Annotated in this window: 13 protein-coding genes; 7 read left to right on the top strand and 6 right to left on the bottom strand. The window is 75.3% G+C overall.

The window, feature by feature from the left end; genetic code table 11:
• Positions 1-86: 86 nt before the first annotated feature.
• The gene (locus tag ABD385_RS02105) at positions 87-953 is read right to left on the bottom strand and encodes a TetR/AcrR family transcriptional regulator (RefSeq protein ID WP_344573097.1); all 867 of its coding nucleotides are present in this window, start codon (positions 951-953) and stop codon (positions 87-89) included.
• A gap of 261 nt (positions 954-1214) precedes the next feature.
• On the opposite strand from ABD385_RS02105, the gene ABD385_RS02100 reads away from it, so the two are divergent.
• From ABD385_RS02100 to ABD385_RS02080, 5 genes are all read left to right on the top strand, one after another.
• Positions 1215-3278 carry a SpoIIE family protein phosphatase gene (locus ABD385_RS02100; RefSeq protein ID WP_344573096.1) on the top strand — a complete coding sequence of 688 codons (2064 nt, stop codon included), beginning with the start codon at positions 1215-1217 and terminating at the stop codon, positions 3276-3278.
• A gap of 79 nt (positions 3279-3357) precedes the next feature.
• Positions 3358-4740 (top strand): type I glutamate--ammonia ligase, encoded by a 1383-nt coding sequence (locus ABD385_RS02095; protein WP_344573095.1) that lies wholly within the window; start codon positions 3358-3360, stop codon positions 4738-4740.
• Between the two features lie 68 nt (positions 4741-4808).
• Positions 4809-5951 carry an amidohydrolase family protein gene (locus ABD385_RS02090; protein WP_344573493.1) on the top strand — a complete coding sequence of 381 codons (1143 nt, stop codon included), beginning with the start codon at positions 4809-4811 and terminating at the stop codon, positions 5949-5951.
• 58 nt (positions 5952-6009) lie between these two features.
• On the top strand, positions 6010-7317 hold the full coding sequence (locus ABD385_RS02085; protein ID WP_425585330.1) for an MFS transporter: 1308 nt from the start codon (positions 6010-6012) through the stop codon (positions 7315-7317).
• A gap of 481 nt (positions 7318-7798) precedes the next feature.
• Positions 7799-9196 (top strand): NADP-dependent succinic semialdehyde dehydrogenase, encoded by a 1398-nt coding sequence (locus tag ABD385_RS02080; protein WP_344573094.1) that lies wholly within the window; start codon positions 7799-7801, stop codon positions 9194-9196.
• 37 nt (positions 9197-9233) lie between these two features.
• Here the strand turns inward: ABD385_RS02080 and ABD385_RS02075 are convergent, their stop codons facing one another.
• From ABD385_RS02075 to ABD385_RS02055, 5 genes are all read right to left on the bottom strand, one after another.
• Complete coding sequence (locus ABD385_RS02075; protein WP_344573093.1) at positions 9234-10799, bottom strand: caspase, EACC1-associated type; 1566 nt, start codon at positions 10797-10799, stop codon at positions 9234-9236.
• A 129-nt stretch (positions 10800-10928) separates the two neighbouring features.
• Positions 10929-13076 carry a SpoIIE family protein phosphatase gene (locus ABD385_RS02070; RefSeq protein WP_344573092.1) on the bottom strand — a complete coding sequence of 716 codons (2148 nt, stop codon included), beginning with the start codon at positions 13074-13076 and terminating at the stop codon, positions 10929-10931.
• Positions 13077-13178: 102 nt separating this feature from the next.
• A complete protein-coding gene (locus ABD385_RS02065) occupies positions 13179-14408 on the bottom strand; it encodes a metallophosphoesterase (protein ID WP_344573091.1) in 1230 nt (409 codons plus the stop codon).
• 71 nt (positions 14409-14479) lie between these two features.
• Complete coding sequence (locus ABD385_RS02060; RefSeq protein ID WP_344573090.1) at positions 14480-15265, bottom strand: crotonase/enoyl-CoA hydratase family protein; 786 nt, start codon at positions 15263-15265, stop codon at positions 14480-14482.
• Positions 15265-16914: an acyl-CoA dehydrogenase family protein gene (locus tag ABD385_RS02055; protein WP_344573089.1), complete on the bottom strand. Its 1650-nt coding sequence runs from the start codon at positions 16912-16914 to the stop codon at positions 15265-15267. Before ABD385_RS02055 ends, ABD385_RS02060 begins: the two co-directional genes overlap by 1 nt.
• A gap of 130 nt (positions 16915-17044) precedes the next feature.
• Here ABD385_RS02055 and ABD385_RS02050 point away from each other — a divergent pair, with 130 nt between their 5' ends.
• Both ABD385_RS02050 and ABD385_RS02045 read left to right on the top strand, forming a co-directional pair.
• Positions 17045-17794, top strand: a complete 750-nt coding sequence (locus tag ABD385_RS02050; RefSeq protein ID WP_344573088.1) for a PaaX family transcriptional regulator C-terminal domain-containing protein — start codon at positions 17045-17047, stop codon at positions 17792-17794.
• A gap of 692 nt (positions 17795-18486) precedes the next feature.
• Positions 18487-19227 (top strand): transglycosylase family protein, encoded by a 741-nt coding sequence (locus ABD385_RS02045; protein WP_344573087.1) that lies wholly within the window; start codon positions 18487-18489, stop codon positions 19225-19227.
• Positions 19228-19381: the final 154 nt, after the last annotated feature.

The following is a 19381-nucleotide window of genomic DNA, read 5'->3' as shown; positions in this document are numbered from 1 at the left end:
AGCGGGCGGGCAGGGGGTGACGAGCGGAGGGGGACGGGGCGCGCGGGGGTGTCAGGAGCGGCGGTGGCCGCCCGGCCGCGCGCTCGTCACGGGCGGTGCGCGTCGAGTTCGTTCTCGACGAACGTCAGCAGGGCGGCGTGCATGGTGTCGGGGCTGGTGCTGTCCGGGGCGGTGGCCAGCACCTGGGTGGCCAGGCCGTCGATGAGCGCGGTGAGCCGGAGGGCGGTCACGTCCGGGTCGACGGGGCGGAAGACGCCCTGCTCGGTGCCGCGCGTGAGGACGTCGGCGACGGTGGTGCGCCACTGTCGGTAGTAGTGCTCGTGGAGCCGTCCCACGGCGGTGTCGCGGGCGGCCTGCGCCCACAGGTCGAGCCAGACCAGCCACTGCCGGCGCTGCTGCGCGGTGCGCGGCGTCTGCAGGGCGATCAGGTGCAGGAGTTCGGCGCGGGCGTCGGGGGCGGCGGCCAGCCCGGCCGCGCGGCGGTCGGTGTCCTCGTCCATGCACCAGCGGACGGCGGCTTCCAGCAGCTCGTCGCGGCCGGGGAAGTGGTAGTGGACGGCGGCCGGGCTGGTGCCGCAGGCGGCGGCGATGTCGGCGACCCGCACGGCGTGGAAGCCGTGCTCGGCGATCAGCCGGACGGTCTCCCGGACGATCTGGAGCGGCCGGCCGCCCTCGGGGACCGCGGCCGGCTCGCGCTCGGGCGGGGCCGCGGGGCGTTCCGGGGCGCCCAGCAGCCAGCCGGTGTCCACGCCGCCCAGGTCGGCGATGCGGACGATCTCGGCGAGGGCGAACCGTCGGGTGCCGCCCAGGGACCGGGAGAGCTTGGAGGGGTCCATCACGATCCGGCGGGCGAACTCCCGATGGCTGCACCCGAGCCGTGCGATCACCTGCCGGACGCGGTCGGTGACGTGTCCGGCGTCGTCGGCGATCCGGTCCCCGGGGTCTGCGTTCATGGCCGGGGACGCTAACAGGGCGTTGAGAACATCGCAACGCCCTCGGAGGGTGATTGGGGATAAAAGTCCTGATCCATGGGCATCTGTCGAGGAGTGTTGTGGGGATACTGAGCCTTGAGTCAGTGGTGTTGCGGAGGGGGCGGAGCGCATCCGTCCGAAGGGGCGGGACCGGTCGGGGCGGGTCGTTCCGGAGGCGGGGGGCGAGCGCGGGCGGTGGTGCTGGACAAGCCGCAATACGGGTGAATGTGGCAAAGTGACGGCATGGCTGACCGGGGAGCGAAGCGGCCCACCGTGTCGGTGCCGGACGACTGGCCCGCCCACCCGGACCTGACCCTGGCGCTCAACGGGATGGGCGGCTTCGACTGGGACCTCGACAGCGGGCTGATGCACCTCGATCCGCCCGCACTGGAGGTTTTCGACCTCCGGCCGGCGGAGTACGACGACCGCCCGGCGAGCCTCGGCCCCCGCGTGCCGGGCCACGAGGCGGCCCGCCTCGACGCCCTGCTGGCCCGCGCGCTCAAGGACGGCAGCCACTCCTACGGCGCCTACTTCCGGATCCGGCGGCGGGACGGCGAACTGCGCTGGACGCACGCCCAGGGCAGCATCCGCCGCGACCCCACCGGCCGGCCCCGCCGCATCATCGGCGTGGTCCGCGACGCCAGCGACGAGTACGCGCAGGCCACCGAGCGGATCGCGGTCACCGAGGAGCGCCGCCGGCACACCAGCATCGTCGAGCGCACCACCGCCGCCCTCGCCCACGCCCGCACGGTCGGCGAGGTGATCGGCGTGCTCGCCGACGAACAGGGACTGAGCCGGCTGGGCGCCGAGAACGTCATCCTCGGCCTGGTCGAGGCCGGGCGGATCCGGCTGGTCTCCGAGGGCAAGGCGGGCAGCTTCGTCCCGGACCTGGAGTACACCCGGATCGGCGACGAGTTCCCGATGAGCGAGGTGGTGCGCACCCTCGCCCCGCGGTTCGTGCACAGCCGGGAACAGTTCCGCACCCACTACCCGCGGCTGTGGCCGGCCATCGAGCCGCTCGACGTCAGCTCCGCCGCGTACCTGCCGCTGATCGCGCAGGGCCGCCCGATCGGGGTGATCGGGCTGTTCTTCGAGCGCGAGAGCGACTTCCGCGACCAGGAGCGCAACGTGCTGATCGCGCTGGGCAGCAGCATCGCCCAGAGCCTGGCCCGGGCGATGCTCTACGACCAGGAGCACGAGATCGCCGCCGGCCTCCAGCAGGCCATGCTGCCGCGCCGGATCCCCGGCTTCCCCGAGGCGCAGATCGCCGTCCGCTACCGCTCCGCCCGGATGGGCCGGGACATCGGCGGCGACTGGTACGACGTGATCCCGCTGCCGGACGGCCGGGTCGCCGCGGTCATCGGCGATGTCCAGGGCCACGACACCCAGGCCGCCGCCCTCATGGGCCAGCTGCGGATCGTGCTGCGCGCCTACGCCGCCGAGGGGCACGCGCCGGCCACCGTGATGGCCCGGGCCTCCGCGTTCCTCAACGAACTGGACACCGACCGCTTCGCCACCTGCACCTACGTCGACGCCGACCTGGCCACCGGTGCCGCCCGGTTCGTGCGGGCCGGCCACCTCGACCCGATGGTGCGGCACGCCGAGGGCATCTGCCGGCGGCTCCCGGTGGCCGGTGGCCTGCCGCTGGGCCTCTCCTCCGAGTTCCGACTGCTGGACTACCCGGTCACCACCGTCCACCTCGCCCCCGGCGACACCCTGGTGCTCTGCACGGACGGGCTGGTCGAGGAGCCCGGCGCCGATCTGGACGCCGGCCTGCGGCAGTTGGCGCGGGAGGTCCGGGACGGCCCGCAGGACGTCCAGCAACTCGCCGACCGGCTCTGCGAGTCGGCGGACGACCGGCGGGGCGAGGACGACATGGCGCTGCTCCTGCTGCGTCGCCTCGGCGCGCCCGAGCACGACACGGCCGGCCGCTTCCGGCAGCACATCGCCCCCTCCGACCCCGCGGGACTCTCCGCCGCCCGCCACATGATCCGTGCCGCGGTGCGCGCCTGGGGCGCCCGCGAACGCGCCGACGAGATCGAACTGGTCGCCGACGAGCTGATCACCAACGCCCTGTTGCACACCGACGGCGAGGCCGTGGTCAACATCCGGATGCCGCACGGCGCCGAACGCCGACTCCGGCTGGAGGTCGAGGACGGGTCCAGCAGCCTGCCGCGCCGCCGGGAACCGGGCGAGGCCGGGGTCTCCGGCCGCGGTCTGCTGCTCGTCGATCGGCTGGCCGATGTCTGGGGAGTGGAACCGCGCGGCGGCGGAAAGTGCGTATGGTGCGAGTTCCACTGCCCCTGACCGGGAAGGCCCTGGCCGACCCCGGCACTCAGCGGGAACGAGCGCCGAGGGATCGGCACGGCCACGTGAGGACTGCACTATGGGATCGCGGGCGGAACAGCGCGAGAGCGCCCGCCAGTTGGCGGCGCGCCTCGACGCGGAAGGCGTCGGAAACGTGGCGCTGACCTGGGTGGACAATGCGGGCATCACCCGCGTCAAGTCGGTTCCGGCGCCCCGACTGAGCGACGTCGTGACCCGCGGCGTCGGCATGTCCCCCGTCTTCGACGTCTTCACCTCCGACGACGCCATCGCGACCTCCGAGCACCTCGGCGGCCCCGACGGCGACCTGCGGCTCTTCCCCGACCTGGACCGGCTCACCACGCTCGCCGCGCAGCCCGGCTGGGCCTGGGCGCCGGTCGACCGCTACGACCAGCTGGGGCAGCCGCACCCCGCCTGCCAGCGGCTCTTCGCCCGCCGGATGGTGGACCGGGCGGCCGCCGCCGGCCTGGAGCTGCGGATGGGCTTCGAAACGGAATGGGTGGTCACCCGCGCCCCGCAGGACCTGGCCGACGCCGCCGCGCTCGACTACCCGTGCACCGGCCCCGCCTACGGCATGGCCCGGGTCGTCGCGCTCTCCGACTACCTCCGCGACGTCACCGAGGCCCTCACCGTCCAGGGCGTCGAGGTGCTCCAGCTCCACCCCGAGTACGCGCCGGGCCAGTTCGAGGTCAGCACCGCCGCCGGCGACCCGCTGCGCGCCGCCGACGACGTCGTCCTGGTCCGCGAGACGATCCGCGCGGTCTCCGCCCGGCACGGCCTGCGCGCCGGCTTCGCCCCGTCCGTCGTCGCCGGCGAGGTCGGCAACGGCTGCCACCTCCACCTCAGCCTGCACCGCGCGGGGACGAGCCTGCACCGGACCGCCGGCGCCGACTGGGGCCTGGCGCCCGAGGCGGTGGCGTTCCTCGCCGGCGTCCTGGACGCGCTGCCCGCCCTGCTCGCCGTCGGCTGCCCCTCGCCCGCCAGCTACCTGCGCCTGCAACCCTCCCACTGGGCCGGGGTCTACCAGTGCTGGGGCGTGGAGAACCGCGAGGCGGCGCTGCGACTGGTCACCGGCGCCCCCGACGACCCCGACGGCGGGCACACCGAGGTCAAGACCTTCGACGCCGCCGCCAACCCCTACCTCGTGGTCGGCGCGGTGATCGCCGCCGGGCTGCACGGCATCGACACGGCGGCCCAACTGCCCGCCCCGCAGGCCGGCGACCCGGGCATCCTGGGCGTCCGCGAGCGGGCCCGGCGCGGCATCGTCCGGCTGCCCGCCACGCTCACCGAGGCCGCCGACCGGTTCGAGAAGGCGACGCCCCTGCGCGAGGCGCTGGGCGACGTGCTGCACGGTGCGGTGCTCGCGGTCCGACGGGCCGAGGAGGCGCACTTCGCGGGGCAGGAGCCGGCGGAGATCGCCGCCGCCACCCGCTGGCGCTGGTGAGGGCCGCCGACGCCGGACGGCCCGGCGCCCCCGCCGGGCCGTCGGCGCCCGACAGTGCCGCCGCGGTGCTGGCCGGACTGCCGCCGCTGGTGGACCACCACTGCCACGGGGTGGTCCACCGCGAACCGGACCCCGGCACGTTCGCCGCGTTCCTCACCGAAGCGGACCGGCCGCCCGCGGCCGGCACCACCTTCTTCGACACCCAGGCCGGCTTCGCGGTCCGCCGCTGGTGCCCCCCGCTGCTCGACCTGCCCGCGCACTGCCCGCCCGAGCGCTATCTGGCCCGCCGCCGCGCCCTGGGCCCGGACGAGACCCGGCGGCGGCTGCTGTCCGCCACCGGGATCGGCGCCTACCTCGTCGACACCGGACTCCCCGGCGACCTGACCGGACCGGCCGAGACGGCCGCCGCGGGCGGCGCCACCGGGCACGAGGTGGTGCGGCTGGAGGCGCTGGCCGAGCGGAGTGCGACCGACCACCGCGGGCCGGGCACGGACGCCGCCGAGGCGTTCCTCGACACCCTGGCCCGCGCCGTGCGGGCGGCCGCGGACACCGCCGTCGCCTTCAAGTCCGTGGCCGCCTACCGGCACGGCCTCGCCCTGGACCCCGCGCCGCCCGGACCCGACGCGGTGCGGCCGGCCGCCCGCGCCTGGTTCGCCGCCGGCGCACCCCGGCTCACCGACCCGGTCCTGCTGCGCCACCTGGTCTGGCTCGCGGTCGCCACCGGCCGCCCGCTGCAACTCCACACCGGCTTCGGCGATCCCGACCTGCGGCTGGACCACGCCGATCCGGCGCTGCTCACCGACCTCGTACGGGCCACCGCGGACACCGGCACCGACCTGGTGCTGCTGCACTGCTACCCGTACCACCGGCAGGCCGCCTACCTGGCCGCGGTCTTCCCGCACGTCTACGCCGACGTCGGACTGACCCTCACCCACGTCGGGCCGCGGGCCACCGCGGTGCTCGCCGAGTTCCTCGAACTGGCCCCGTTCGGGAAGCTGCTGTTCTCCACCGACGCCTACGGCCTGCCGGAGCTGTACACGGTGGGCAGCGCGCTGTTCCGGACCGCGCTGGGGGAGGTGCTGGGCGGTTGGACGGCGTCCGGTGCCTGGTCGACGGCGGACGCCCGGCGGGTCGCGGCGATGATCGCCGCCGGGAACGCGCGGCGGGTGTACGGGCTGGCGGACGACGGCCCGACGGAGCCCGTCGGGTAAGGGGCACTCGCCTCCTGCGCCTATTCCCCCGCGGCCGGGCGACGTGGTTAACTGCCGCGTGCCACGTACAACTACCTCCGACGAGCCCGCCGATGACCAGGCCGGAACGTCCGACGAGCCCCGGATACCGGCCCGCGGCCGGATATTCGCCGACCTGACCCCGCTGCGCACCTCGCCCGACTACCGCCGCCTGTGGTGCGGCAACACCGTCTCCTGGATGGGCCAGCAGATGACCGCGCTGGCGGTCTCCCTCCAGGTCTACGCCCTCACCCGCTCCACCTTCGCCGTCGGCCTGGTGGGCCTGTGCTCGCTGGTCCCGCTGGTCGTCTTCGGGCTCTACGGCGGCGCCATCGCCGACACCGTCGACCGCCGCAAGCTGGGCCTGTTCAGCGCCGCCGGCGCCACCACGATGTCCGTGGCGCTGGCCACCGCGGCACTGCTCGACTACCACCGGGTCTGGCTGCTCTACACCGTCGTCGCCCTCCAGGCCGTCTGCTTCGCGATGAACTCCCCGGCCCGTTCGTCGATGATCCCCCGCCTGCTGCCCACCGCACAGCTGCCGGCCGCCAACGCACTGCAGTCCCTCACCACCAACCTGGGCCTGATGGGCGGACCGATGCTCGGCGGCGTGATCGTCGGCATGTGGGGCTACCAGGCGGCCTACCTCATCGACGTGGTGGCCTTCACCGCCTCGCTCTACGCGATGTGGCGGCTGCCCGCCATGCGACCCGACCAGGGCGACGGCCCGACCCGCCGCGCCTCCGTCCTGGCCGGCCTGCGGTTCCTCGCCACCCGCCCCAACCTGCGGATGACGTTCTTCGCCGACCTCGCGGCGATGGTGCTGGCCCAGCCGCGGGCCCTGTTCCCCGCGGTCGCCGCGCTCTGGTTCGGCGGCGACGCCAAGACCGTCGGCCTGCTGGTCGCCGCGCCCGCGATCGGCGCCGTCCTGGGCGGCCTGTTCTCCGGCTGGCTCGGCGGCATCCGACGGCACGGCCTGGCCATCCTCGTCGCGGTGGCGGCCTGGGGCGCCGCCGTCGCCGCCTTCGGCCTCTCCCGGCACCTGTGGCTCGGCCTGTTCTTCCTGGCCGTCGCCGGCTGCGCGGACACCGTCTCCATGGTCTTCCGCAGCACCATGCTCCAGGCCGCCACCCCGGACGAGATGCGCGGCCGCCTCCAGGGCGTCTTCATCGTCGTGGTCGCCGGCGGGCCCCGGCTCGGAGACTTCCTGGCCGGTTCCGCGGCCGACCTGACCTCGCCCGCCGCCACGGTGATCGGCGGCGGCCTGGCCTGCGTCCTGGTCGTCACCGCACTCGCGCTGGGCCGCCGCGCCTTCGCCCGGTACGACGCCCGCGACCCGCAGCCGTGACCTCCGGGGCCGGGCCGGCCCCTGCCGGGGCCCGGCACGGCCCGGCGTCGTGATCCGCCGTGCGGGCCGGCCATGGACGGGCGAGACTCGGGTACGGGGGCTTGTAAGCCACCCGTCGTCCCACCCCGGAGGCCCGTCGTGCAGCGGCAACCGCCCGTCCGCCGTCAGCCCACCCCCGACTGCGACCGGCAGCCCCCACCGATCCCGCCGGACCCCGCAGGTCCGCCGCCCGGCCCGGTCCCGGAGCCGCCGCCCGGCCCCGTGCCGCCCGAGCCGCTGCCCGGGCCGCCCCAACCGCCGGCGCCACCGGACCCGATGCCCCCGGACCCCTCGCCGGTGCCGCGCCCGCCCGGTCCCGACCCGGTCCCGGAGCCGTCCCCGGCCCCCGGACCGCTCTCCCAGGCGTCGCCCGGACACTCCTAGCGCCCGGCCCCGGCGTCCCCGCCCAGCCATCGCAGCACACCGCAAGGAGGTGTCGAACATGGCCATCGCCACGGTCAACCCGGCCACCGGCGAGACCCTCAAGACCTTCGACGCGCTCAACGCGGGCGAGATCGAGGACCGCCTGGTCCGCGCGGAGCAGGCCTTCCAGGACCACCGCCGCACGTCCTTCGCCCACCGCGCCGAACTCCTGCACCGCGCCGCCGACCTGCTCGAAGCCGACCAGGACGGCATCGCCCGCACCGTCACCACCGAAATGGGCAAACCGCTGGCCCAGGCCCGCGCCGAGGCCGCCAAGTGCGTCAAGGCGATGCGCTGGTACGCCGACCGCGCCGAGGCCCTCCTCGCCGACGAGCACCCCGACCCCGCCGACGTCCGGGACTCCGGCGCGGCCCGCGCGGTGGTGCGCTACCGCCCGATCGGCACCGTCCTCGCGGTGATGCCGTGGAACTTCCCGCTCTGGCAGGTCGTCCGGTTCGCCGCCCCCGCCCTGATGGCCGGCAACACCGGTCTGCTCAAGCACGCCTCCAACGTCCCGCAGACCGCGCTCTACTTGGAGGAGCTGTTCCGCCGTGCCGGCTACCCCGACGGCTGCTTCCAGACCCTGCTGATCGGCTCCGCCGCGGTCGAGGAGGTCCTGCGCGACCCCCGGGTCGCCGCCGCCACCCTCACCGGCAGCGAACCGGCCGGCCGCGCAGTCGCCGCCGTCGCCGGTGACGAGATCAAGAAGACCGTCCTGGAACTCGGCGGCAGCGACCCCTACGTCGTCCTGCCGTCGGCCGACCTCGACAAGGCCGCCCGGATCGCGGTCACCGCCCGCGTCCAGAACAACGGCCAGTCCTGCATCGCCGCCAAGCGCTTCATCGTCCACGCCGACGTGCACGACGCCTTCGCCGAACGGTTCACCGCCCGGATGGCCGCGCTGACCGTCGGCGACCCGATGGACGAGGCCACCGACGTCGGCCCGCTCGCCAGCGAACAGGGCCGCTCCGACCTGGAGGAGCTGGTCGACGACGCGGTCCACCAGGGCGCCCGGGCGCAGTGCGGCGGCCGTCGCCCGCCCGACCGGCACGCCGGCTGGTTCTACGAGCCGACCGTGCTCACCGGCATCACCCCCAGCATGCGGATCCACCAGGAGGAGGCGTTCGGCCCGGTCGCCACGCTCTACCGCGTCGCCGACCTGGACGAGGCGATCGCGCTCGCCAACGCCACGCCGTTCGGCCTGAGTTCCAACGCCTGGACCCGGGACGCCGCCGAACAGGACCGCCTGGCCCGGGACCTCCAGGCCGGCGGGGTGTACTTCAACGGCATGACCGCCTCCCACCCCGGGCTGCCCTTCGGCGGCGCCAAGCGCTCCGGCTACGGCCGGGAGCTCTCCGGCCACGGCATGCGCGAGTTCTGCAACATGACGACGGTGTGGTTCGGACCGCAGGAGTGAGCCCGCGGGCCCCGACCCGGCGGGACCGTCCGGCGGGTCAGGGCGCCGCCCACAGGGTCACGGACAGCCGGAAGGTCGGGTTGTCCGCGCTGGCGCCGCTGCTGCCGTCCGCCGGGTCCACCGCGGTGAAGGTCACCTTCGCCACCTGGTTCCGCCCGGTCACCACGCACCACACCGTCCCGACCGGGATCTTCCCGGCGTTGGTGTACGTGCCCAGCGGGCTGCTCTCGGCGGCCGTGCGGCAGGCCGTGGCGGTGTCGGTCCCGGCGTCGGCGACCCCGGCCCGCACCGGACTGCCGTAGCGGCTGCTGACCGTGATGACCGCCTGGGCGCCGTTCCGGCCGTTCTGGCAGCCGATGTAGGTGAGGTCGGTGCTGGAGGACGTGTCCATCAGGCCGGGGGTGACCGTGGCCGCGTCGAGGTCCAGTGCCTGGGAGACGCTGCCCAGGCAACTCGCCGCGCGCCAGACCACCTTCCGGTCGCGGAAGACCACCTTGGCCGGCGCCGCGCCCTCGCCGGCCTCCGGCGAGGACGTGCGGGCGGCCGCCGGGGGAGTGCCGCCGGAAGTGCCCCCGGACGCGCCGCCGGAAGACGTTCGGCCACCCGCAGCGGACCCGTCCGCGGTGCCCCCGCCACTCCCCTCGTCACCCGAGAACACCCCCCTGACCAGCGGCGACGTCAGCAGCAGGGCCACCACCGCGCCGACCGCCGCCGCCACCAGCACCGGGCGGTGGCGGCGGGCGGAACGCGGCCGCGGGACGGGCGCGCCGAGGTCGAACGCAGGGCCGCCGGGGGGCGGGGTGCGCGGCGGCGGAGGCGGCAGCGGGCCCGCGGCGCGGGCGGCACCCGCCGTACCCGGCACCCCCGACGGCCCGCGCAGCAGCACCAGGGACCCCGCCGCACCGGCCGACCGGCGCTGCGGTCGGGGCAGTCCCCGGGCGTGCAGCGCCCGGTCGACCTGCGCGTGTACCTCGTCGAGGGTGAGCGGGACCGGGGCGGCCAGCGCGTCCAGCAGCGCGCCGGTGAAGGCGGTGCAGGTCTCCCCGGCGGGCGCGTGGGCCGGTGCGGTGCGCGTGGTGGACGTCAGGGTGTAGGTGCCGGCCAGATCGAGCTGGCCGACGGCCAGGCCGGCCGGCTCGGCCATCGCGGAGACCGCCCGGCCCGAGAAGCAGCAGTCCACGACCAGCACCCGGGCCCGCGCCCGGGCCTCGCCGACGTGCCGCTTCACCAACTCGATCGGGACGGCGGTGAAGCCCACCTGGTCGAGGTCGGAGTGGACCAGCCCCAGGTGCAGCAACCCGGTGTCGTCGAGGATCCCGTGCCCCGCGTAGTAGACCAGCAGCAGTTCCTCGGCCTCCCGCACCGCCCAGGCCAGCGCCGCACCGACGGCGGACTGGTCGGTGGGGTCGGCCACCACCCGGCAGTGCTCCGGGGCGAGCAGCCCCTGCACCGGGTGGGTCAGGGCCGCCCACAGCCCCTGGAGATTGCCCGGGACCGACGGGATGCCCGGCAGGTCCGGACTGGTGAAGCGACCGGTCCCGATCAGTACGGCGCGACTGCCGGGCCCGTACGGGAACCACCGGCCGGCGGCTCTCCCACTCATCGATGCCCTCCCCCTGCATGACGAACGGTTCCCGTCATCCTGGCACGATCACCCCGGGTGCGGGCCCGGTTCGACGGGTCGGACGTGCACCGTGTGCCAGGGGGCATCTCCCGTGCGGAACAGCGGAGTTCAGGTTCCGCTTGCCGGCGGGTCGTCCGGCACCACGAACTCGCACCACAGGGCCTTGCCGGACCCCCGCGGCTCGGCGCCCCATCGGTCCGCCAGCGCCTCCACCAGGAGCAGCCCCCGCCCGGAGGTCGCCGTCTCGCCGGGGCGCCGGCGCCGCGGCCACTGGCTGGACCGGTCCTCGACCTCCAGCCGGATCCGGCGCGGCGCACCGGGCAGCAGCTCCACCGCGACCAGCGCGCCGCTCTCGGTGTGCGTGAGCGCGTTGGCGATCAGCTCCGAGGCGGCCACCTCCACGTCGTGGGTGACGGCGCCGGCCCGCCACTGGTCGAGCGTGCGGCGCAGCGCCGAGCGGACCTCCGCGGTGCCCGCCGGGTCGGCCTGGTGGACGTGCAGGCGCAGCCGTGGCGTGGCGGCCTCCCCGGGGATCGCGCTCCGGTGCAGCAGCAGGAGGGCCATGTCGTCGTCCGAGCCGGGTTCGGCCCACAGGTGGTTGGAGAGCCGGTCGGCGAGCGCGTCGAGCTCGACGGGCCCGGCGCGGACCGCCGCGGAGAGCGCGTCGATCCCGGCCGAGATGTCCTGGCCGGGCTGCTCGACCAGGCCGTCGGTGCACAGCAGCAGCGTCGACCCCGGCTCCAGGAAGAGCTGGGTCTCCGGGAAGTGGTCCTGCCCGAAGGCGGTGGCCAGTCCCAACGGCAGCCCGCCGCGGATCTCCGGCCAGTCGATGTGCCGGGAGCTGTTGCAGATCAGCGGGCCCAGATGGCCGGCCCGGGCCAGGTGCAGCGCCCCGGACTCCAGGTCGGCCTGGACGTAGGTGCAGGTCGCGAACCGCTCGGTCTCCAACTCCGCCAGGAAGCGGGAGGCCCGCACCAGCACCGTCTCCGGCGGGTGGCCCTCGCTGGCGTAGGCGCGCAGCGCGATCCGCAGCTGGCCCATGACCGCGGCGGCGTGCGTGTCGTGCCCCTGGACGTCGCCGACCACCAGACCGGTGCGGCCCTGCGGCAGCGCGATCACGTCGTACCAGTCGCCGCCGACGTCCCGGCCGACGCTCGCCGGGTGGTAGCGGACGGTGACCTCGCCGCCGGCGATCGGCGGCAGTCGGCGCGGCAGCATCGCCGCCTGGAGGCCGGTCGCGAACTCCCGCTCCTGGTCGAAGAGGGTGGCCCGTTGCAGGGACTGCGCCACCACGCCGGCCAGCGCCAGCGCCAGGTTCCTGGCCTCCGCCGACTGCACCGCCGGCTCGTGGTTGAACAGCCCCAGCGCCCCGAGGACGGTGTCCTGCGCGATCAGCGGCAGGAAGGCGGCGCTGCCGGTCGGCAGCACGTCCCCGTAGGGGCGCAGCCGCGGGTAGCGGGCGATCAGCTCGCCGCGGGTACTCAGGAAGCTGGGCCGTCGGGTGCGCACCGCCTCGGACAGCGGCAGGGTGTCGTCCAGCCATGAGTTCATCATGTCGGCGGGCACCTCGCCGTCCAGCCCGGCGGTGGCGATCACCTCGAACCGGTCGTTGGTGACCAGGCCGAGGACCAGCGCGTCCGCTCCGAACCGGCGGGCGCCGCCGGCGCCGGTCAGCACCCGCGTCACGTCCTTCACCGACAGGGCACGGGCCAACGCCGCGGTGGTCTGCTGCACCATCACCGTCTGCCGCTGCCGCTCCTGCTGGAGCGAGCGCAGCAGCGCGGAGTCGGCGAGTTCGCTGGTCGCCTCCCGGACGATGCCGATGATCCGGTACGCCACGCCCCGGGCGTCGTGCAGGATCCGGCCCTGGGAGTGCGTCCAGCGCCGCGTCCCGTCCCGGCACTGGACCCGGAAGTAGGCGCCGTAGGAGGAGGTGCCGTCCTGGAGGGCCTGTGAGACCGCCGCGTCCAGGCGCAGGCCCTCCTCCGGCGGCACCCGGGAGATCAGGGACATCGGCGCGCCGTCGTACTCGCCGGGGCGCAGGTCGAAGACCTCCATGGCACCGGGGTCCAGGTCCATGAACCCGCTGTCCAGGTCCCAGTCGAAGGTGCCCATGCGGTTCAGCGACAGCCGCTCGCGCAGGCCGATCGGCTCGTGGTGGGACACCCCGGGTGCCTCCTCCTCGACCCGGGGCGTGGGCCGGTCGGCACGGGGGTCGTAGCCCTCCGCGGAGGGGTCGGGGGGCCGCTCGGCCATGCGAACACCTTAGGCGGGGCGCACGGGCCCCGCATTCCCGGCGGCCGTGCCCCGTGGTGCGGGCGTTGCCGCACGTCACGGCCGGGCCGCCGGGGGCGGACGCTAGGCGGTCGCCGCGGTCCGCGCCGCCGGGGCGACCGGCCGGGTGCTGTGCGTCCGGTGCGCCAGCGTGGCCCGCCGGGTCGGCACGTCGACGGTGTAGACGTCCACGGTCAGCCGGGTGGCGGACGCCTTGAGGACCAGGAAGCCGTGGGCGGCGAAGTCCTGCCAGGCGGCCGGGTGGTCGAAGTGCGCCCGGCCGTCGCCGGTCTTCGCCGACGCCCCGCACACCACCTGCCCGGTGCCGCCGGTCCGGGCGGTGGGCTCCAGCACCTGGAGCGTGTGGTCGTGGCCGGACAGGATCAGGTCGGTCCGCCCGCAGACCACCTGCTCGTAGAGGTCCTTGAGGTGGACGCCGCTGGTGTAGTTGCCGACGGTGAACCCGTCGTAGGCGCCGGCGCTGCCGTGCTTGCCGTTGTTGAGGTACGGGTGGTGGCTCAGGACGACCTTCCAGCGGGCCCGGGACGCCCGCAGCGCGCCGTCCAGCCAGGCCCGCTGCTGCCGCATGTACGGCCCGTCCCAGTGGTAGTACGGGTCGAGCTGCACGACGTAGGACGACCAGGGGATGGTGTCGAGGACGAAGAACTCCACCAGCGGGTGGGCGGCCGGCAGCGGCACGCTGTAGTAGCGGGCGGGCATGTACCAGCGCCGTGACCGGGTGGCGTACAGCACCTCCCGGTCGCCCCGGGACGGGTCGCCGCCGCTGCCCGGTATCAACCCCGAGCAGTCGTGGTTGCCCAGCACCATCAGCCACGGCACGTCGATGCCGGCGTTGGGCCTTTCGAACTTGTCCTGGAACTCCGCGTCGTGGTCCGACTCCGGGCCGTTCTCGTAGAGGTTGTCGCCCAGGCCGACCGCCAGCCCGACGCCCTCGGTCCGGCACACGTCCCGGGCGGCGGCCGCCACCGCGTACTGGGCGTCGTCGCCGGTGCCCGCGTCCCCCGTGATCAGGACGGCGAACTCGCCATGGCTGTTGGGGTGTTCGGGGAACGGGAAGGAGTCGGCCGGACCGCCCGAGCGGGGCGCGGCGGCGGCCGTCCCGGCGCCCGCGGGCAGCGCCGCCAGCGCCGCGCCGGCCATCGCCGTGCCCAGCAGCGCCCGACGCCCCAGGGAGCCGGGGACCCGCCCGGTGGTCCGCGGCGGCGGGCCGCCGGTCGGCGCCTGAGGGCCGGTGCGCAGCCACTCCTGCTCCGTCAAGTCCGCCCGGGGCGGAATCAGTTCGTCATCGCACATGGCTGGTTTTCTCTCACGGCGGGCCGGGCCGGTGGTGACGGAACGATGAAGCGCGCGTGGACGTATGACGATCAGTGGCCGTCGTCCGCCGCCCCGTGCCGACCGGCGCCCGCCGCGAACCGCGCCGCGCCCGCCAGCCCCTGTGCCACCACGGCCTGCCCGTGGCGGAACTCGGCGGCCAGCGCGCCCTCCTCGTCGAGGCCCTCCTGGTCCAGCAGCGACGCCCGGTCGCTGCGCAGGCACGCCTGCGGGAGCCGCGCCAGCTCCGCGGCCAGTCGCTCCGCCGCGGTGCGCGCGGTGCCGGTGGGCACCACCCGGTTGACCAGCCCGATGTCGAGGGCCTCCGCGGCCGGGACCGGGCGCCCGGTCAGCACCAGGTCCCGCGCCCGGCCAGCGCCGATCAGCCGGGGCAGCCGGACCGTGCCGCCGTCGATCAGCGGGACGCCCCACCGCCGGCAGAACACGCCGAAGACCGCGTCCTCCTCCGCCACCCGCAGGTCGCACCAGAGCGCCAGCTCCAGGCCGCCGGCCACCGCGTGCCCGGCGACCGCCGCGATCACCGGCTTGCCGAGCCGCATCCGGGTCGGGCCCATCGGCCCGTCGCCGTCCGGCGCGACGCGGTTGCCGTGCGCGGTGCCGACCGTCTTGAGGTCGGCACCGGCGCAGAACGTGCCGCCCGCGCCCCACAGCACCGCCGCCCGCGCGTCGTCGTCGGCGTCGAACGCCCGGAAGGCGTCGGCGAGTCGTCGGGCCGTCGGGCCGTCCACGGCGTTGCGGGCGGCGGGCCGGGACAGCACCACCGTGGTCACCGGCCCGGCCCGCTCGACCCGCACCGCGCCGTCGCCCTCCTGCGGCATCAGCCGGCGTCCCGGCCGGTCCGGGCGCCCCCGAGGATGCCGGTGAGGTCGGCGCCGGGCGGCAGGGTGCCGAAGGCGTGGCCCCACGCGCCGTCCAGCCGGGAGGCGCAGAACGCGTCGGCCACCGCCGGGGTGCCGTGCCGCACCAGCAGCGATCCTTGGAGGACCAGCGCCAGCCGTTCGGCCAGCGAACGGGCCACCAGCTGGGCCCGCTCCGGGTCGCCGAGGCCGGCGAGCATGGTGCGCAGGCCGGCCACCGCCGCGTCCAGCCGACGGTCGGCGCCGGCGGCGGCCTCGACCTCGGTGAAGTAGGCGTCCAGCGCGGCCGGTTCGCGGGTCAGGGCGCGCAGCACGTCGAGCGCGGCGACGTTGCCCGAGCCCTCCCAGATCGACAGCAGCGGCGCCTCCCGGTACAGCCGGGGCAGGCCCGAGTCCTCGACGTAGCCGTTGCCGCCCAGGCACTCCAGGGCCTCCGCGGCGTGCGTGCTGCCCCGTTTGCACACCCAGTACTTCCCGGCCGCCAGCGCCAGCCGGCGCAGCGCCGACTCCCCGGCGTCGCCGGCCTGCGACCGGTCCACCGCGGCCGCCAACCGCATCCCCAGCACGGTCGCCGCCTCCGACTCGACGGCCAGGTCGGCCAGGACCGAGCGCATCAGCGGCTGCCGGTCCAACTCCCGCCCGAACGCCCGCCGGTGGGCGGTGTGGTGCAGCGCCTGCCGCAGCCCCGCCCGCATGCCGGCCGCCGAGCCCAGCACGCAGTCCAGCCGGGTCACGTTCACCATCTCGACGATGGTCCGCACCCCGCGGCCCGGCTCGCCGACCGGCCAGGCGACGGCGTCCGCGTACTCGATCTCGGACGAGGCGTTGGAGCGGTTGCCGAGCTTGTCCTTGAGCCGCATCAGCCGCATGCCGTTACGGGTGCCGTCCGGCAGCACCCGCGGCACCAGGAAGCAGCTCAGTCCCTCGGCGGTCTGCGCCAGGGCCAGGAACACGTCGCTCATCGGAGCCGAGGTGAACCACTTGTGGCCGGTGAGGCGGTAGCTGCCGTCCCCCGCCGGCACCGCCCGGGTGGTGTTCGCCCGGACGTCGGAGCCGCCCTGTTTCTCCGTCATCGACATGCCGGCGATCAGACCGTGCTTGGTGAGCGGGGCGCGCAGCCCGAAGTCGTAGGTGCGGGCGGCGAGCAACGGCTCGTACTGCGCGGCGAGTTCGGGCGTGGCACGCAGGGCGGGCACCGCGGCGTAGGTCATCGAGACGGGGCAGCCGTGGCCCGCCTCGGCCTGCGACCAGACGTAGAACTTGGCGGCGCGCACCAGGTGCGCCCCCGGTCGGGCGTCGGTCCACGGCGCGGCGTGCAGGCCGTGCTCCACGGCGGTGGCCATCAGCTGGTGCCAGGCCGGGTGGAACTCGACCTCGTCGACCCGATGGCCGTACCGGTCGTGGGTGTGCAGCCGGGGCGGCTGCTCCTCCACCCAGCGGGCCTGGTCCTGCACCGCCGCGGAACCGGCCAGCGCGCCGAGTTCGAGCACCTCGGGCTCGCCCCACGCACCGCCGTCCCGCCGCAGCGCCGCCAACAGTGCCGGGTCGTCCGCGGCGCTGAAACCCGTCAGCGGCGGTGCCTGGTTGGTTACTTCATGGGTGACGGTCATGGTCTGACGTTACAGATTTCCTACGGCCGACGGAAGGCCGTAAGAACGGGCGTGGCGCGGGGCAACCACCGCCCCTCGGTCGCCTTCCGCCCCAGCCGCCCCGCCCGTACGACTTAGACTTCCCGGACCCATGAACGACGCCCCGCTCACCCTCCGCCCGCTGACCGCGCGCTCCGTCGTGCTGAGCACCCTCCTCGGCCACCATCCACCCCGACTGCCGGTGCGCGTGCTGGTGCGGGTCGGCGAGCTGTTCGGCATCGCCGAGGGCACCGTCCGGGTCGCGCTCTCCCGGATGGTCGCCGCCGGTGACCTGCGCCAACAGGCCGGCGGCTACGCACTGACCGCGCGCCTGCTCGCCCGCCAGGCCCGGCAGGACGAGAGCCGGACGCCCCCGACCCGCCCGTGGCACGGCGGGTGGGAGATCGCCGTGGTCACCGCCGACGGCAGCCGCCCGCCCGCCGAACGCACCGCGCTGCGCCAGGCGATGGCCGGGCTCCGGCTCGCCGAGCTGCGCGAGGGCAGCTGGCTGCGCCCCGCCAACCTCGACCGGCCCCGCCCGGCCGTGACCACCGCGCAGTGCACGTGGTTCACCGGCGCCCCCGACGGCGATCCCACCGCACTGGCCCGGGGGCTGTGGGACCTGGCCGGCTGGGCGGCGCACGCCCGGGACCTGCTGGCCGCACTGGACCGGGCCGGGACGCCCGCCGAGCGCTTCACCGTCGCGGCGGCGGTCCTGCGCCACCTCCTCACCGATCCGCTGCTCCCACAACCCCTGCTGCCGGACACCTGGCCGGGGGCCGCGCTCCGCTCCCGCTACGACGCCTTCGAGGCCGAATTCCGGGGCCACCTCCGGCACTTCCTCGCCCCCGGCGAGGGGTAGTGCGCTTGCCCCGCGCACGTGCCACCCCGCGGGCGCGGTGCTCCCCGCCCCCCGCGGACGGCGGGTCGGCGGGGCGGAGGGGCGCACGGGCGGCGCGGTGACGCGCGGGGATGCGGAGCGCACCGGCACGGCCGGGGGCGCACGGGGCGGGCCACCCGGGGCCGGACCGGTGCGCCGGGCCGACCCGGGGCGCGCGGTCGGTCGCCGAGGGCCGCGCCACCTGCCGCCTTCCGGCGAAACCCGGGTCGCAGCACCGTCCGGCCGGCCGTGCGCGGTGCGTGCGGCCCCCGCCGCGCGCATGCCCCGAGGGCGGCGGATGTACGGGGCGTGACCCCGCGGAGTCGAACGCGCGGGCGATCGCCGCCCGACCGGGCACCCGGGGCACGAGGGGTGCGCCCCTACCCGTCGGGCCCCTGCGCCATGCGGAGGATTTCGTCCCCCTTCCGGCGGCGAGGGGGCAGACCGGCTGCCGAAAGCGCTACCGCGCGCTCTCCCGGTGGAGACGCGGGCCGTGGTTGTCTCTTCCTCGTCGAATTCGACCGGCCCGGAGAAAACCAACCGACGAATCCAGATTCCCAAAACTCGCCGAAAACGCTGACATCTCTGCGCGCCCACCGAAATGCCGGCACCCCCGGCATTCGAAAGTGAGCGACACACCAGTACGCACAGCAACAAGCGACGGGAGCACGCACATGGAAACTCAGCAGGTACCGGAAACGCACGAATCGCCGGAACCGCAGGACTGCCGGGGGACGGAAGCGCCCCAGCCGGCGGACCGGGCCGTCCGGGGCGAGGCGCTGCGCGGCCGGGGGGCCCGGGGCGTCACCGCGGCCGCCGTCCTGCTGGCCGCCGGGGCGCTGGGCGCGGTGTCCGAAGAGCCGGCCGAAGCCGTCAGCAGCGGCACCTGGGACCGCCTGGCCCAGTGCGAAAGCGGCGGCAACTGGCGGATCGACACCGGCAACGGCTTCTCCGGAGGGCTCCAGTTCGGCCACTCGACCTGGCACTCCTACGGCGGCGGGAGCTACGCGCAGCGCGCCTCCCGGGCCTCGCGCACCCAGCAGATCCAGGTCGCCGAACGCGTACTCGCCCGCCAGGGCTGGGGCGCCTGGCCCGCCTGCTCGGCCTCGCTGGGACTGCGCGGCGTTCCCCGCGGTGGCGGCGCGCACACCCTGCCGGCCCCCGGGAAGGCCGGGCCCAAGCGCCCCCACGGCCGGTACCCCACCCACCAGGAGAAGCCCTACAAGAAGGAGCGGCATCGCCCTTCCGGGGGCACCGTGGTGGTCAATGCGGGGGACACCCTGAGCGGTATCGCCGACGTCCACGGAAAACCCTGGCGGGAAATCTACCGGCAGAACCGACAGGTCATCGGTGGCGATCCGAACCTCATCTACCCGGGCACCCGACTTCAGGTTCACGCGACCAACGCGAGGTGACTTGCGACGGCTGACGAGCCGTCGCGGAAATTTCTCGAAAGGGTAAGTACGAAGGACGCGACAAGCGAAATCCGAAGGAAAGCGCGGATCGTCCGACGGTCCCGTGAACGGATTTCGCAGAGGGATTTCGGGGGGAAATTCCGGGAGTCGACGT

The organism is Streptomyces lunalinharesii (assembly GCF_039532155.1).
GTDB lineage: Bacteria > Actinomycetota > Actinomycetes > Streptomycetales > Streptomycetaceae > Streptomyces > Streptomyces lunalinharesii.
The sequence above is the reverse complement of the archived record's forward strand: the minus strand, read 5'-3'. Positions and strand labels throughout refer to the sequence as shown.